The organism is Desulfosediminicola ganghwensis (assembly GCF_005116675.2).
Classification (GTDB): Bacteria; Desulfobacterota; Desulfobulbia; order Desulfobulbales; family Desulfocapsaceae; genus Desulfopila; species Desulfopila ganghwensis.
The window spans coordinates 4,505,616-4,520,985 of the sequence record NZ_CP050699.1 but is presented as its reverse complement, the minus strand read 5'-3'; the positions used below and the strand labels follow the sequence as shown (position 1 = coordinate 4,520,985).

The 15,370-nt window shown below is 50.4% G+C and carries 12 protein-coding genes and 1 pseudogene; 11 read left to right on the top strand and 2 right to left on the bottom strand.

Features of this window, described 5'->3' with window-relative positions; translation table 11 throughout:
- The first annotated feature begins 90 nt into the window (after positions 1-90).
- The 4 genes from rnhA to FCL45_RS19330 all read left to right on the top strand — a co-directional run bounded on the left by rnhA (position 91) and on the right by FCL45_RS19330 (position 5,527).
- Complete coding sequence (rnhA, locus tag FCL45_RS19345; protein ID WP_136797669.1) at positions 91-1,017, top strand: ribonuclease HI; 927 nt, start codon at positions 91-93, stop codon at positions 1,015-1,017.
- Between the two features lie 245 nt (positions 1,018-1,262).
- On the top strand, positions 1,263-3,281 hold the full coding sequence (uvrB, locus tag FCL45_RS19340) for an excinuclease ABC subunit UvrB (protein ID WP_136797671.1): 2,019 nt from the start codon (positions 1,263-1,265) through the stop codon (positions 3,279-3,281).
- A complete protein-coding gene (locus FCL45_RS19335) occupies positions 3,278-3,946 on the top strand; it encodes a lysophospholipid acyltransferase family protein (RefSeq protein WP_136797673.1) in 669 nt (222 codons plus the stop codon). The genes uvrB and FCL45_RS19335 overlap by 4 nt, the downstream gene beginning before the upstream one ends.
- A gap of 183 nt (positions 3,947-4,129) precedes the next feature.
- Positions 4,130-5,527, top strand: coding sequence for a cobyrinic acid a,c-diamide synthase CobB (locus tag FCL45_RS19330; protein ID WP_136797675.1), 1,398 nt, complete (start codon positions 4,130-4,132; stop codon positions 5,525-5,527).
- A 394-nt stretch (positions 5,528-5,921) separates the two neighbouring features.
- Here FCL45_RS19330 and FCL45_RS19325 read toward each other — a convergent pair whose 3' ends face one another.
- The gene (locus tag FCL45_RS19325; RefSeq protein WP_136797677.1) at positions 5,922-6,278 is read right to left on the bottom strand and encodes a hypothetical protein; all 357 of its coding nucleotides are present in this window, start codon (positions 6,276-6,278) and stop codon (positions 5,922-5,924) included.
- A gap of 814 nt (positions 6,279-7,092) precedes the next feature.
- Here FCL45_RS19325 and FCL45_RS19320 point away from each other — a divergent pair.
- The 7 genes and pseudogenes from FCL45_RS19320 (at position 7,093) to FCL45_RS25395 (ending at position 14,195) form a co-directional block, all read left to right on the top strand.
- The gene (locus tag FCL45_RS19320) at positions 7,093-7,278 is read left to right on the top strand and encodes an ATP-binding protein (protein WP_136797680.1); all 186 of its coding nucleotides are present in this window, start codon (positions 7,093-7,095) and stop codon (positions 7,276-7,278) included.
- Between the two features lie 170 nt (positions 7,279-7,448).
- Complete coding sequence (locus FCL45_RS19315) at positions 7,449-7,874, top strand: hypothetical protein (RefSeq protein WP_136797682.1); 426 nt, start codon at positions 7,449-7,451, stop codon at positions 7,872-7,874.
- A gap of 19 nt (positions 7,875-7,893) precedes the next feature.
- A complete protein-coding gene (gene alr, locus FCL45_RS19310) occupies positions 7,894-9,024 on the top strand; it encodes an alanine racemase (protein WP_136797684.1) in 1,131 nt (376 codons plus the stop codon).
- A gap of 150 nt (positions 9,025-9,174) precedes the next feature.
- Positions 9,175-10,833: an arginine--tRNA ligase gene (argS, locus tag FCL45_RS19305; protein WP_136797686.1), complete on the top strand. Its 1,659-nt coding sequence runs from the start codon at positions 9,175-9,177 to the stop codon at positions 10,831-10,833.
- A gap of 12 nt (positions 10,834-10,845) precedes the next feature.
- Positions 10,846-11,106, top strand: a complete 261-nt coding sequence (locus FCL45_RS19300; protein WP_136797688.1) for a hypothetical protein — start codon at positions 10,846-10,848, stop codon at positions 11,104-11,106.
- 530 nt (positions 11,107-11,636) lie between these two features.
- Positions 11,637-14,037: pseudogene (gene secA, locus FCL45_RS19295) on the top strand (preprotein translocase subunit SecA); the annotation flags it as partial.
- 5 nt (positions 14,038-14,042) lie between these two features.
- Positions 14,043-14,195, top strand: a complete 153-nt coding sequence (locus FCL45_RS25395; protein WP_420811242.1) for an SEC-C metal-binding domain-containing protein — start codon at positions 14,043-14,045, stop codon at positions 14,193-14,195.
- Between the two features lie 144 nt (positions 14,196-14,339).
- Here FCL45_RS25395 and FCL45_RS19290 read toward each other — a convergent pair whose 3' ends face one another.
- A complete protein-coding gene (locus FCL45_RS19290; protein WP_228721370.1) occupies positions 14,340-15,317 on the bottom strand; it encodes a polyphosphate kinase 2 family protein in 978 nt (325 codons plus the stop codon).
- Between the last annotated feature and the right edge of the window lie 53 nt (positions 15,318-15,370).

Genomic DNA, 15,370 nt, shown 5'->3' with positions numbered 1-15,370 from the left:
GGCAACTGCGGGTAGGGCGTAAAAGCAAAAGGAACAGCAACTGGAACCGCTGGGTAAGAGGCGTGAGGTGGGAGGAGAAAGGAGTGAAGGGTGAGTGAGGAGATGAAGGCAGAAGACGGTTTGCCGGAGGTGCGGATTTATACGGATGGGTCATGCAGCCCCAATCCCGGGCCTGGCAGCTGGGCAGCGATAGTGCTGGATAATGAGGAACAGCGTGAGACTCTAACGGGGACTGAGGAGGCAACGACCAATAACCGTATGGAGTTGACCGCAGCCCTGAAAGCCCTGCAGTCACTTTCTGCCAGTCACCGGGTGTGTCTGTTCACCGATTCCCGTTACCTGAAAGATGGTATTACCGAATGGCTCCCCAACTGGCAGCAGCGCGACTGGTCGACCATTACCGGAGATGCAGTGCGAAACCGGGATCTGTGGCGGGCTCTACTGGTTGAGGTAAATCGGCATCAGGTCGATTGGAACTGGGTTAAGGGCCATGCGGATGACCCTTTGAATAATGAGGTGGACGAGCTTGCCCGAAGTGCGCGACCAGTACCGGTGTTGCCGCTGGGTGACCAGAACAGCGTGCATATTTTTCTGGCGATTACCTGGAGGCAGAAAAGTTCCTCGGGCGCCTGGGCGGGAATCATGCGCTTTCGCGATCACCATCGGGTGATAGGCGGCACCAGGCAGGTGGGAACCGGCAATGGCCTGCACATTGTCTCTGCCATAGAAGCGCTGAAACTGCTTAAACGCAAACTGCCGGTCCATGTCTACACGACTTCCGGCTATTTAAAAGATGGTGCCGGTAACTGGCTGCGGCAATGGCAGCGTCGTGACTGGCATACCCGAGAAGGGCAGGAGGTCAGCAACCGTCAGGAATGGCAGGCGCTGGCTGAACTTCTCAAGTCGTACCCGGTCTTCTTTCATCAGATCGATAAGAAAGCTCCGCCGTGCCACAACGCAGAAGCAAAAGAGCTGGCGGGGGAATTCTATTCTGAAATCATCCTGCAGGAAACATAAGGCTGTTTCAGCCGGTCTTCTTGACGTAGCGCTTTGGGAGATATACGGATTGTCTCTAGGGAAAATGAAATTCTGGTACCTGTGCGAACCGGATTCACAGGTATATACTCCAGGAATCCGGTCTTCACATTGGTCCGTAGTAAATCTTCTCCTCATCTGGTAAATTATCCGTCTTAAGCAATTGCACCTCAAACTCTCTGATTGCAAGCGCAGCGTCATTTGAGAGGACTGCGTAATATATAGTTATGGAAAAGCCTTTTAAACTTGTTACCAAGTTCACACCCTCCGGAGATCAGCCTGAAGCGATAGAGTTGCTGACCAATGGAATTCAGAATGGAGCAAAGCATCAGGTACTGCTTGGTGTAACCGGCTCAGGTAAGACCTTCACCATGGCAAGTGTGGTTGAAAAGGTTCAGCGACCCACTCTGGTCATTGCTCCCAATAAGACCCTGGCGGCACAGCTTTTTACCGAGTTCAAGGAGCTGTTTCCGGAAAATGCGGTGGAGTATTTTGTCTCCTATTACGACTACTACCAGCCAGAGGCCTATATCCCCCAGTCGGATACCTATATTGAAAAGGATTCCTCAATCAACGATGCCATTGATAAACTGCGCCACTCCGCCACCCGATCACTTCTGACCCGGCGGGATGTACTGATTGTGGCCTCTGTCTCATGCATCTATGGTCTTGGTTCCCCTGAAGAATATAAAAATATGCACCTGTTTCTGCAGCGCGATAAAGAACATCCCATGGAGGATGTGCAGCGCAGGCTGGTGTATATGCTCTTTGAGCGAAACGATATCTCTTTTCATCGGGGTACTTTCAGGGTTCGCGGCGATGTTATCGACATCTTCCCCGTGCATGAGGAAGATCGGGCCATTCGTCTGGAATTTTTTGGAGACACCCTGGAGGAGATTTATGTTATCGATCCTCTTCGCGGCGTGGTTATCGAGAAACTCGATGAATATACGGTTTTTCCAGGGAGCCATTATGTTACTTCCAAAGACAGGCTGCAAATCGCCAACCGGACAATCAAGGAAGAACTGAATTGGCGGCTGGAACAGTTCCATAGTGAAAACAGGCTGGTGGAAGCGCAACGGCTGGAACAGCGGACCATGTTTGACCTGGAGATGATCCATGAGTTGGGCTATTGCAACGGTATCGAGAACTACAGTCGCCATCTAACCGGGAAACCGGAAGGCGCTCCACCGCCGACCCTGCTCGATTATTTTCCCGAGGATTTCCTGATATTCATAGATGAGAGTCACATCGGAATCGGCCAGTTGAATGGTATGTACAATGGTGACCGGTCCCGTAAGACAACTCTGGTCAACTTCGGTTTTCGCCTGCCTTCAGCCCTGGACAACAGACCCCTTCGCTTCGATGAGTTCAAAGGACGAATCCACCAGGCGATCTATGTTTCGGCCACCCCAGGTGACTGGGAAGTCGATAAATCCGAGGGGCGCATTGTCGAGCAGGTGATCAGGCCCACCGGTTTGCTTGATCCTGTGATTGAGGTGCGCCCGGCGACCAGCCAGGTGGATGACCTGCTGGAGGAGATCCGTGTCCGTTCAGAGCGTGATGAGGCGGTGCTGGTCACTACCCTGACCAAGCGTATGGCGGAAGACCTCACCGACTATTATCACAAGTTGGGTATCCGGGTTCGTTATCTGCACTCTGACATCAAGACCCTGGAGAGGATCGAACTGATCCGGGATCTGCGAAATGATGAGTTCAACGTTCTGGTTGGTATCAACCTGCTGCGCGAGGGACTCGACATTCCGGAAGTATCGCTGGTGGCTATACTCGATGCGGATAAGGAAGGCTTCCTGCGATCGGAACGGTCACTTATCCAGACCTGCGGCCGCGCTGCGCGAAACGTAAACGGCAGGGTAATAATGTATGCAGATGAAATTACCGGTTCCATGGAGTATACCATTGCTGAGACGGAGCGTCGCCGAGCCCTGCAGCATGAGCATAATATAGAACATGGTGTGGTACCCCAGACCATTTTTTCAAAGGTCAAGGATACCATGCAACAGCATCTGCATAATTCCGGATACAAGATGGACGAGCGCCAGCAGGCCCTGCTGGAGGCTGCCGAAGAGTTGCCGAATTTCAGCTCGGTGGGTGAGCTTGAGAGAGAAATCAAAAAGCTTGAAAAAGAGATGCAACAAGCCGCCAAGGAGCTGGCCTTTGAAGAGGCTGCGGCACTGCGCGACAAAATAAAAACTCTGCGCAAACTGGAAATTGAGTTGGGATGAAAAAGTATTTGAAAAAACTGGCGATATATGTGCTACCTGTGCTTATCGGCGTGGCAGTGCGGCTTGTCTATGCCACCTGTAAAATACGGGTTCATGGAGCTGAAAATCGCAACAATACGATAGGCAGCGGCAAAGCGGTTATCGGCTCTTTCTGGCACTACTCCCTGCTGGGGATGTTTTATCATTGCCGCAAAGATAATGCTGTGATTATGGTGAGTTCCAGTGCCGATGGTGAATATATTTCCAGGATGCTGGAACATTTCGGTTTTAAAACCGTGCGTGGCTCTCGCAATAAGAAGGGTGTGCAGGCTTTAAAAGATCTGGTCAAAGCGGCGAGGAACGGGGAGAATACCGCGCTGGTCACGGATGGCTCACAAGGCCCGGAGCGGGTGGCTCAGCCCGGAGCGATCCTGATCGCTTCGATGAGTGGAACCCCTATTGTACCCATGGCCTGGGCAGCTTCCCGTTATGGTACCATTCGCTCCTGGGATCGGACCGCCTTTCCCAAACCATTTTCGACAGTAGATCTTGTTTACGGTGAGCCGTTTGGGGTACCGCCGGGGGTGAAAGGAGACGCGGTGGAGACCTACCGGCTGGAGCTGGAGCAGAGGCTCAATGCACTCTATGAAGAGATGTGGGCTCTACACGGTAAGAAGGTTCACTGAGGGCCGGAGCAGAGCAGAAAGGCTTTGGGGCTAACCCGGCGCTATCGAGATAAAAAATATTGCTCGCGTACCTGACTTGTGGCAGAAAAACAATTCTCCATCAGGCTTTGCTGAGCATATCATAGAATTTTACGGTTTAAACTTTAACAGGCTTCAAAAAAAGAAAAGAGTAAAACGGAAATTATGCAGACTATAGGGATAGTGGTTGCAGGGCTTGCCGGAGGTTCGGGCAAGAGTGTGGTATCGGTTGGTCTCACCGCAGCCTTTGCCGCCCGGGGCCAACAGGTTGTGCCATTTAAAAAAGGGCCGGATTATATCGACGCTGGTTGGCTGCAGTTGGCCTCAGGCGGTAAATGTTACAACCTCGATCCGTATCTGGTCGATGAGCAGAAGTTGAAACAATCGTTTTACACCCATGCAGCAGGAGCAGATATCGCCCTGCTCGAGGGCAACCGGGGGCTCTATGACGGCGTCAATGCCGAGGGCGGGTTTTCCACGGCAGAGCTTGCCATTTCACTTGATCTGCCCGTTATTCTGGTGGTGAACTGCACCAAAACCACCAGGACGGTAGCAGCAATGGTACTGGGCTGTATGGAGCTGGACAAACGCATAAACATTCAGGGTGTGGTGCTGAACCATATTGCCACCGAGCGCCAGAAACGTCTGGTGACGGAGGCGGTTGAGCGCTATACCGGAGTACCGGTTCTAGGGGTGATTCCCCGTATGAAGCGTGATATTTTTCCGATGCGTCATCTTGGCATGATACCCCATCAGGAGTACACAGATTCAACCGACGCGCTCTCTTTTCTCATTGAAACGGTCTCAGAAAATATTGACCTGGCACGGGTTGAAGAGATCATGAAACCTTTGGACGCTGATCTCGCACAGAAATACCTGCCGGTTGAAGTTGCTGCCGGGCCGGTCGCCAGAGATGTGCGTATTGGTATTCTGCAGGATGCGGCATTTCAGTTTTATTATTCAGAAAATCTCGAGGCTCTGGAGCAGGGTGGCGCAGAGCTGGTACCTATTAATGCCCTGGAAGATGAAGCGCTGCCCGAGCTGGATGGTCTCTATATAGGTGGAGGTTTTCCTGAGACCAGTGCCCGCTTGCTAGCCGCCAACAAAAGTTTCCGTCAGTCAGTCAGGAAGGCGGCGAATGACGGGCTACCCATCTACGCTGAGTGCGGGGGATTAATTTATCTTGGCGAATCCATTGAGCTCGATGGTGAAGAATTTCCGCTCGCAGGAGTTTTTCCCGCCCGTTTCGGCATGTCGGTAAAACCACAGGCGCATGGCTACTCGGCCTTTACCGTGGACCGTGAAAACCCTTTCTACCCTGTGGGAACCAAGGTCAAGGGGCATGAGTTTCGCTACTCAACCGTGATAGACTGGGGTTGGGATGAGGAGAGTATGACGGTAGCGATGGAGCGTGGCAAAGGTTTCATGGAGTCACGCGACGGGCTCTGCCATAAAAACGTACTCGCCCTGTACACCCACGTTCACGCGGATGGTACACCTGAGTGGGCGCCTGGCTTGCTTGCGAAGTGTCGGGAGTATAAGGCTAACTGCGAAAAAGCGTAACTGCGTAACTGCGTAACTGCGTAAAAGCGTAAAAGCGTAAAAGCGTAAAAGGCGTTGGACGTTGGATGTTGGAGGTTGGAAGTGACTGCAACTGCGTAACTGCAGGTTGGACGTTGGATGTTGGAGGTTGGACGTGACTGCGAAAAGCAACTGCAACTGCAACGGCAACTGCGGGTTGGAATGGGGGACGTAACTGCGACTGCGGAACTGCAGGTTGGACGTTAATCGATATGGCGACGCCGGATAGCGTGCCATATCGACTCAATCGGGATCAGTATGCTGGGCTTGAACCTCTAACACTCTATATCGAAGTCTCTCTTTGCTCGCTTATCTGCGAGCATTAATTCTTCATCGATAACGCTGATCTGGGCAAAAACGATTTTTCTGTAGACTTCTAATGGGTTGGGCTGGAACCTATAACCTTGATATAGATTTTTTCCTGCTCCTCTTCCGAAGGTGCCGGATCTACCCAGTGAATAAAGGATTCGGTTACCCGCATAAAGTCGCCATTATCCTTCTTGCACTTGGCACAGATGGTTTCGGCATCGTCACGGTACATGATGATTTTTGATGCAGGTTCTCCGCTTTTATCAACCGCAGCCATCTTGCGGCAACCGCAGTCAAGGCGAATGACAACAACCCCGATACCATCCGGGCTGCCTTCAAGGATTCCTTCGATCATAGCCAGTTCACGCTTCTCTGCCATGATTTCATTCTTTTTCTGGTTTCGTTCTGAGATCTTTTTTGCCATGATGTGATAATTGTTGTTTCAATGGATTATCTTAAACCACCGGAAGTTAAGTTCCGGCAGATCGTTTTTTTCTCGTTGGTGAAGAACCAGCAACATAATTACAAAGCCGTCCTCGGGTCAACTATAATCTCGATTTTTGACAGTGCGGCAAAATTACTAAACAGCGATTGCGCCGAAGGTTTTACCGGGAGCCCGGAATTCTCATCAGCTCAGGCGGGCATGATACCAAAAACATCCCTGTCAGTTTCGGCAGTGCATAGTGCTATAGAAGTGATGGCTCAATGGTGGTGCGGAATTTGGGTTCGTCACAGTCAGAGGGCATAGCATGTTGCTGGTGCCGAAGCGATTTTGCCGACCACGTGACTATTTTGTAACATGCAGGGAAAGAAATACAGAAAGAGTCGAAAGACAGGTGTTTTTTATCTCCCTGGAATAAGGTGCTACTTTGTGGTCGTGGAGGGTTGGCTGCAGCTTATGGCCCTTTATAAGGATTCCCGGCCATTACAAGATGCGAAGCCGGGGTATATGGGAACGGCCGGGAGATTCAGCGCTCTATTTCGCGGACTTGGGCGGCATTAAAACGAATGGTCTTAGGTGGGTGTATTATCGGCAAAAGTCTGTCTGGAAAGATTTAAGTTCCTGTAAATGCGGCAAAAATATACATAGAGTGTGGGCTGAGTTTTTCCTTGACAAAAGACTGGCCGTACATTAAACGGAGTAATACACGAAAACACATGTTCGTGAAGGTATTTCGATTACATACAGAGTGTAATATAAATACTTCTTTAAATTATCCAATTCATGGAGGTGAAATATGTTTGAAGTAGTTGTAGATAAAGATAAGTGTACTGGCGATGAGGAATGTGTATCAGCATGTCCTGCACAGGTATTTGAGATGGCTGACGGCAAAGCAGAAGTAGTTGAGCCGGATGAGTGTCTTGGTTGTGAGACCTGTGTTGAGGTTTGCCCTGAGGGTGCTATCACTGTTACTGAGATGTAATAGTCCTCATCGCACAGTGTAATGCAGCAAGCCCATCTCCGATTTGGAGATGGGCTTGTCTTGTTTGTACCCGTTACAACGATCTCCATCTGGCACGAAACTGCAAAAGTCATAAGGGGATCAGATTTTCCACTGTGCTGTTCGAGCAGAGTAGAGGTTAGAGAAGTTCCATGCCATCAAAGCTGTCCCGATTCAAGCCGGGCGTGCAGAGGAAGACACATCTGCTGCTTGCGGCGTCTCTCTGGACCGGTGTAGGTTCCCTGCTGATGTGGAGGGGGATGCGCTGGCTGGATGTCGCAGACCTTCTCATTCTGGTTATACCAGCAGTAGCGCTTGGTTTTCTCAAATCACGCTTTATCCTGGACAAAGCTTCCCGGCGAGTTCTGGAACGTATCTCTCAATTCAACGATGGGACCTGTCTTGGCGCTGTCTATTCCAAGGGAACCTGGTTGATGGTGATAGTCATGATGGTTGCCGGCGTGCTGTTAAGGGAGTCTCATATTCCCAGAACGATATTGGGAGTGTTGTATGTTACTGTCGGCTGGGGTCTTGCCTGGTCGAGCCGAAACAGCTGGCGGGCATGGTTTAAAGAATGATCTTCAAGTGTAAGACGCGATGAATCCCACTCCGAGTTCCTCCAATATTGTCACAATCGATACGGCAGCGCTCACTTATAATTATCGAATTGTTTCCTCCTCACTGCCCTCGGGGGTAGAACTTCTTGCCATGGTGAAAGGCGACGGCTACGGCCATGGCATGGTCGAGTCTGCCAGGGCGTTTGCCAAAGCCGGTTGCCACCTTTTTGGTGTGGCCGAAGCTTGCGAGGGAGTCTGGCTACGACAAGCCGGGGTTGAGGGCGAAATATTCGTAATGGTCGGTTTTCAGCCCGATGCTGTCGAATATTTTTTCACCTCAAATCTCACACCGGTCGTCTTTTCAGCCGATGCGGTTGAGCTGCTTTCAAAGACAGCAGTTCGCCTGGGGCGGGAAATAACTCTACATCTGAAGATCGACACAGGAATGAGCAGGCTGGGTGTGATGCCCGGTGAGGTAGCCACTTTTGCCGAACTGATCGAAAATCTGCCCGGAATACGACTCGGTGGTCTCTTGAGCCATTTTCCGGAGGCGGATAACGTTGACTCGCCGAATACCATCAACGCTTTTCGTGTATATTCAGAAGCATGCCGCAGCATAGAAACACAATTTTCTGGTATCCGGCATATTGCTAATTCCGGTGCAGTGCTTAATTTTCCCGAGACCTTGTGCGACATGGGGCGGGCAGGTATAGCTCTATACGGTTATTCGCCCAGTGGACAATGGCAACACGGCAAGGTGGGAGATACATATCTCAAGCCTGCCATGAGTTTTACCACCAGGATAGCCAAGGTCAAGGAAGTCGCTACGGGGGTGGGCATCAGCTATGGCCACAGCTATGTAACGACCCGGCCAACCCGGCTGGCGGTATTGCCGGTGGGGTATGAAGATGGGTACTCGCGCCTGCTTTCCAATCGTGGAGAAATATTGGTTCACGGTAAGCGTGTGCCGATACTCGGCAGGGTTTGCATGAATCTGTGCATGGTTGATATTACAGACATAGAAGGTGTGCAGGCTGGCGACGAGGCTGTGCTCCTGGGTGAGCAGGGTGACGAGAAGATCACCGCAGATGATATTGCTGCCTGGGCGGAGACAATCAGTTATGAGGTTCTCTGTATGCTCGGCAACAATAACCAGAGAAAATTTATTTGAAGTTCGGGAGAGTCTCCTCCGAAATTTAATGTAACGTACCTTATTCGACAGGGCAGTAAGAAAAAAATACAGCAGATTCAATGGGAGTGAAGCGCCAGTGGGCCTTCCTGTCATGTTGCCCTTAATGATAGCAATAGACGAGTATAATTCATGATCAGAGCACGAGTAAAAGAGGTAGTTGACAGGTGTTTCCAGCAAGGTGTTGAAAATGGCAACTGGTCTGACGCCGGGGCTGGTAAATATGCGGTTGAACTGCCCAAGCGCAAGGGCCAGGGCGACTTTGCCACCAATATCGCTTTAGTTCTCGCAGGTGTTGAGAAACGCAACCCACGTGAGATAGCACAACAGGTAGCAGATATGCTGGCGGCAGAGACCGCGCTTATCGCCAAGGTCGATATCGCAGGTCCAGGGTTTGTCAATGTGTTCATTCAGCCGGACGTATGGCGCGTTATTATCCCCACCATCGTTGATAACGGAACACAGTTCGGCTTGAGCGCAGTAGGCGATAAGCGTAAGGTTATGGTCGAGTTCGTAAGCGCCAATCCTACCGGGCCGCTCAGCATTGGTCACGGTCGTCAGGCTGTACTCGGTGACTCTATCGCTCGTTTGCTCGAGGCCACCGGTCATGATGTCTATCGCGAGTACTATTTCAATGATGCCGGTCGCCAGATGCGGGTTCTCGGTGAGTCCACCAGGGCCAGGTACCTGGAAAAACTTGGTTTGCCGAATGAGTTTCCTGAAGATGGTTATCAGGGCGAGTACATCATGGATATCAGCCAGGAGCTTATCGACGAGCAGGGCGATAGCTTGAAAGATGAGCCGGATGTGACTCCGTTCAAAGAGAAGGCCAAGGATGTTATCTTCAAGGATATCGCCGGCACCCTGGAGCGCATGGGCATTAACTTCGACAACTATTTCAACGAGCAGTCTCTCTATGATGACGGGCATATCGATGATGTAGTGGCAAAACTGCGAGAGAAGGGGCTGGTCTACGAGAAAGACGATGCTACCTGGTTCAAAACCACTGAGTTTGGTCAGGAACAGGATCGGGTAATCATCAAGAATACCGGCGAGCCAACCTACAGACTGCCGGATATCGCCTATCACCGCGAGAAATACAAGCGCGGTTTCGACTGGATGGTAGACATCTTCGGTTCAGACCATATCGCTACTATCCCCGATGTTCTGGCGGGTATGCAGGCGCTTGGTTATGATGAGTCCAAGGTGACTGTTGTTTTGCACCAGTTTGTGACCTTGACCCGTGAAGGCAAGCAGGTAAAAATGTCTACCCGCAAGGCGAACTTTGTCACGGTTGACGAACTGATCGATATGGTCGGTGTCGATGTTGTCCGCTTCTTCTTCATGATGCGCAAGGCGGACAGTCAGCTCGAGTTTGACCTCGACCTCGCCACCAAGGAGAGCCAGGAAAATCCGGTGTACTATGTCCAGTACGGTCACGCCAGGATGTGTTCCATACTCGAGCAGGCTGCCGGTAAAGGTGTAGAAAAAGTAGGCTTTGATCAAATCGACCCTTCTCTTTTGAAAGAAGAAGAGGAGATGCAGCTCCTGAAGACCATGTCGCAGCTGCCGGCGGTCATTGAAGGTGCAGCTCTTGACCTGGCCCCGCATAAAGTGATTTTCTACCTGCTCGACCTTGCTGCACAGTTCCATAGCTACTACAACAAACACAAAGTTATTACAGAAGATGTTCAGTTGAGTCAGGCTCGATTGTGTCTGATTGAGGCCTTGCGCCAGGTGTTCAGTAACGCACTTGCCATTGTCGGGCTGACCGCTCCTGAACGTATGTAAACGGGGTACGATATGGCACCAAGGCGAAAGCCGGCGGGAAAAAAGATAAAGTTCGAGTTGACCCCGAGTGGTATTGCCGGGGTCGGTATAGTCTGCTTCTGCATCTTTTTATGGATGTTTCTCTTCGGGGTCTGGACAGGACAGTCATTGCTGTTGCCTGCACCGAAACTGGGTGTCAATGAACGTCATATTGCCCGGGGAGAGGTCGAAAAGAATGACCCGGCCCGACATATTCAGGCTGAAGAACTGAAAAAAATCAGAACAAGGCAATAAAACAGGATCATTTTTCAAGTTATCGGACGGGAAAGAAGTGAATGTTTCTTTCCCGTTAGCGTGCAGCTTTTCTTTGATCTTTCAACCATTATATGTAATTGTACAGGGTTCGTGGGCTGCTTTGCTAAGCGCTCGCAGAAAGGCAGACCGGGTCGCGCTGCCAACGCTGTTTCCCGAAAATTTCTGGTAAGCAGCTTCAGGGAGTCTGTCGGAGGGCCGCCATTTTTTCTTAGATCAGGGCCTTGAAGGGAAGTGGTTCACAGTAATATATCGAATATTGCGGGAATTGGTTTCTTTCAGGGGCGAAGATAAGAAGAAAAAAAGGTATTTCTCCGATAGGCTCTTAGTCCGGATTTCTCAACAGTTGGAGTGGGTCCCAAGGGCATTCCTTCCTGGGCAACACCGGTGAGCATTGAAAAATTACCTCAATGAACATGAGAAATCAGGGTTTGTGCGCACCGCCAGTTGTCCTGCTGTTATATGCACTCCATAGTTACATAATTTATTACATCACAGAGTGACCACACATTATGATTGGAACATTATTAACCAAGGTATTCGGCAGTAAAAACGACAGGGTACTGAAGCAGATTAAGCCGATTGTGAATAGGGTGAACGAGCTGGAGAGCACGATTCGGCCACTGGACGATGCGGAGATTGCGGCAAAAACTGTTGAGTTCAGAGAACGCTTCGAAAAAGGTGAGTCCCTCGATTCCCTGTTGCCGGAGGCATTTGCAGTCGTTCGCGAGGCTGGTCGCAGGGTGCTTGGTGAGCGACATTACGATGTGCAGCTGGTTGGTGGTGTTATTCTGCATAATGGCAAGATTGCCGAGATGAAAACCGGTGAGGGTAAAACCCTTACCTCCACTCTGCCGGTATATCTGAACGCTCTGAGCAGTAAGGGTGTTCACGTGGTAACAGTCAACGATTATCTCGCTGCCCGTGATGCCGAATGGATGGGCCAGGTTTACAACTTCCTTGGTATGAGCGTAGGACGGATCGTGCATGGTATGGATGACCAGGCTCGAAAAGAGGCCTATGCCGCCGATATTACCTATGCCACCAATAACGAGCTGGGCTTTGATTATCTGCGTGACAATATGAAGTTTGAGCTGGAAGATTTCGTTCAGCGCGGCTTTAATTACGCCATCGTGGATGAGGTTGACTCCATCCTGATCGATGAGGCGAGAACACCTCTCATCATCTCCGGACCTGCAGATATATCCACTGAGTTGTATGGCAATGTCAATCGTATCATCCCGCGCTTCAAGCCGGATGAGCATTATGTTATCGATGAAAAGGCACGTCAGGTAAGTCTTACCGAAGAAGGTATTGGCCTTGGTGAGGAGATGCTGGAGGTAGACAACCTCTACGACCCGAATAATATTGAACAGCTTCACCATTTGAACCAGGCTCTGAAAGCCCACACCCTGTTCAAGAAGGATGTGGATTACATCGTCAATAATGGACAGGTCGTTATCGTCGACGAGTTCACCGGCCGCACCATGGAAGGCCGCCGCTACTCAGACGGTCTGCACCAGGCACTTGAGGCCAAAGAGGGTGTGAAGATCGAGCGTGAGAACCAGACTCTGGCTTCGATTACTTTCCAGAATTATTTCAGGATGTATGACAAGCTGGCGGGTATGACCGGTACAGCAGATACCGAGGCTCCTGAGTTCAAGAAGATCTATGATCTCGATGTTGTGGTTATGCCTACCAACATGCCAATGGTTCGTGATGACTACGCTGATGTAATTTTCAAAAACGAAGCGGCTAAATACCGTGCTGTTGTTCGCGAGATTGCAGAGATGCACAAGCAAGGCCGTCCTGTTCTGGTCGGAACCATCTCGATCGATATCTCTGAAAAGATCGCCAATATGCTCAAGAAAGAGAAAATCGATCACGAGGTGCTGAACGCCAAGCATCATGAACGTGAGGCTGAGATCATCGCCCAGGCCGGCCAGAAGGGCAGAGTGACCATTGCCACTAATATGGCTGGTCGTGGTACGGATATCAAGCTCGGTGAAGGTGTTGTCGAGGCAGGTGGTCTGCATATTCTGGGTACTTCCCGTCATGAATCCCGTCGTATCGATAACCAGCTGCGTGGTCGAGCAGGACGTCAGGGTGACCCAGGTTCTTCCCGCTTCTTCCTTTCTCTCGAGGATGATCTGCTCCGTATTTTCGGTTCAGACAGAATTACCGGAATTATGGAAAAGCTCGGTATGGAGGAAGATGAACCGATCGAGCATAGCATGATCAGCAAAGCGATTGAAAACGCCCAGCGCAAGGTAGAGGGACATAACTTCGATATCCGTAAACACCTGCTCGAATATGACGATGTCATGAACAAGCAGCGTGAAGTTATTTATCAACAGCGCCGGGAAGTGCTTGAGGGCGGTGATGTGGCCGGTGTCATCCAGGAGATGATCAGCGATGTCACAGAAAGCGTTATTGAGGATTTTTACCAGGATCGCATCGACTCGATAGATTGGGATTGGGATGGATACCATGATCGTCTGACCGAGCTTTTCAATATCACCGAGAAGTGGCCGGAAGAAGAGCGGGCTGATCTCAAAGAAGCTGATTTCCGCGAAAGAACCATAGAGATGGTCAATAAAGCGTATGCTGCCCAGGAAGAGATCAACACTCCTGAGAATATGCGTCAGATCGAGAAGATCCTGTTACTGCAGATCGTTGACACTGCCTGGAAAGATCACCTGCTCTCCATGGATCACCTTAAGGAAGGAATCGGCCTGCGGGGGTATGGGCAGAAGAATCCGCTCAATGAATATAAGCGCGAAGGTTTCGAACTTTTCAATAAGCTCATGGAAGCCATCCGTGTTCAGTGTGTTTCTTCCCTGATGCGCGTTCGTATCATGCAGCAGGATGATGTCGAAAGGCTCGAGGAAGAGCGTCGCCGTAAAAAAGAGCAGGAGATGGAGATGAGCAGGGTCACCTCCTCCGCTGCCAACGAAGACGAATCGGCTGATGCCACCATCAAGCGTGAAGGTGACAAGGTTGGCCGTAACGCTCCCTGCCCATGCGGTTCGGGCAAGAAGTACAAGAAGTGTTGTGGTCAGGCAAACTGATCGTATACTTCGGGCGAGCAATTAAAAAGAAAAAGCCGGTCTCCGTTTTGGGAGACCGGCTTTTTCTTTTTTGGGTGTTATCTTTTTTTGTGGTGAGCTCGAGTGTGTCTTGGCACGTGAACCGTGGTATTTATCCCTGAACAATCAGCGTAAAGCTGAACCATATTGTTTTTTCTCAGCCATCATCCTTTTAAGTTCCACATTTCCGGGGATAACGATATCAGGGTCCAGCTTGAAGTTTAATGATCGGCTTTTGCCACGGTATTTTACTGAATTCAGAATCAGCTTCATGGTTTCACGCCGGGCCAGGTGTTTATCATCCGAACGGACAACCCACCATTTTGACGTATTAGTGTGGGTTTTCTGCAAAAGAACTCTTTTCTTTTCAGTGAACTCATCCCACAGCTCCTGGGCCTGCAGATCGACCTCACTCAATTTCCACTGACGCAACGGATCATTGCGTCTGCGCTCAAATCGTTTAGCCTGCTCATCTTTGGAAACCGAAAAGTACAGTTTGAGGAGAGTGGTGCGGCCGGCATCGAGGATAAAATTTTCCTCATAGCTGTTGACCTTTTTCAAAAAGCGTCGGTATTGGTCCTCGCTGCAAAAGCCCATTACCGGTTCAACCATTGCCCGGTTATACCAGCTGCGGTCAAACAGGACGATCTCTCCTGCGTGGGGGAACTGTTCGATGTATCTTTTAATGTGCAGTTCGGTCTGTTGGATTTCGTTGGGTTTGCCGAGAGCCACCACGCGATAGCGCTTTTCATTCATGTAGCGGGTAACCCGACGGATGGTGCCGCCTTTGCCGGAGGCATCACGGCCGTCGAACAGAATGATCATTTTTTTGCCGGTCTTTTCAAGATGAACCTGCATTTTGATGAGCTCTGCCTGGTACGGTTTCAGCTCTTCCGCATAATAATACTTCAGAAGCGCTGCCTCAACAATCTCATCCTTATGCTTGGCAGGGAGCAGTTCCGACATTGCCTTGGTTATCCCGGAAGGCGGCACAGATTTGAGGTTCTTATCAAGGTCCTTGACGAGATCCCTGATTATGGAGGAGGCACCCCGATCAGGATCGAACATCGGTGAATTCTGTTTGCTATTGGTGGGTAAAGACATGAAAGGTGCTCCAATATATTAATATAACAAAAATGTGAACAGGATGATTGATA

Coding starts and splice junctions, on each gene's coding strand:
- FCL45_RS19335 (WP_136797673.1), top strand. CDS start 3,278: ATGAAAAAGTATTTGAAAAAACTGGCGATATATGTGCTACCTGTGCTT.
- FCL45_RS19325 (WP_136797677.1), bottom strand. CDS start 6,278: ATGGCAAAAAAGATCTCAGAACGAAACCAGAAAAAGAATGAAATCATG.
- FCL45_RS25395 (WP_420811242.1), top strand. CDS start 14,043: ATGGAGATGAGCAGGGTCACCTCCTCCGCTGCCAACGAAGACGAATCG.
- FCL45_RS19290 (WP_228721370.1), bottom strand. CDS start 15,317: ATGTCTTTACCCACCAATAGCAAACAGAATTCACCGATGTTCGATCCT.
- FCL45_RS19320 (WP_136797680.1), top strand. CDS start 7,093: ATGTTTGAAGTAGTTGTAGATAAAGATAAGTGTACTGGCGATGAGGAA.
- argS (WP_136797686.1), top strand. CDS start 9,175: ATGATCAGAGCACGAGTAAAAGAGGTAGTTGACAGGTGTTTCCAGCAA.
- uvrB (WP_136797671.1), top strand. CDS start 1,263: ATGGAAAAGCCTTTTAAACTTGTTACCAAGTTCACACCCTCCGGAGAT.
- FCL45_RS19315 (WP_136797682.1), top strand. CDS start 7,449: ATGCCATCAAAGCTGTCCCGATTCAAGCCGGGCGTGCAGAGGAAGACA.
- FCL45_RS19330 (WP_136797675.1), top strand. CDS start 4,130: ATGCAGACTATAGGGATAGTGGTTGCAGGGCTTGCCGGAGGTTCGGGC.
- FCL45_RS19300 (WP_136797688.1), top strand. CDS start 10,846: ATGGCACCAAGGCGAAAGCCGGCGGGAAAAAAGATAAAGTTCGAGTTG.
- alr (WP_136797684.1), top strand. CDS start 7,894: ATGAATCCCACTCCGAGTTCCTCCAATATTGTCACAATCGATACGGCA.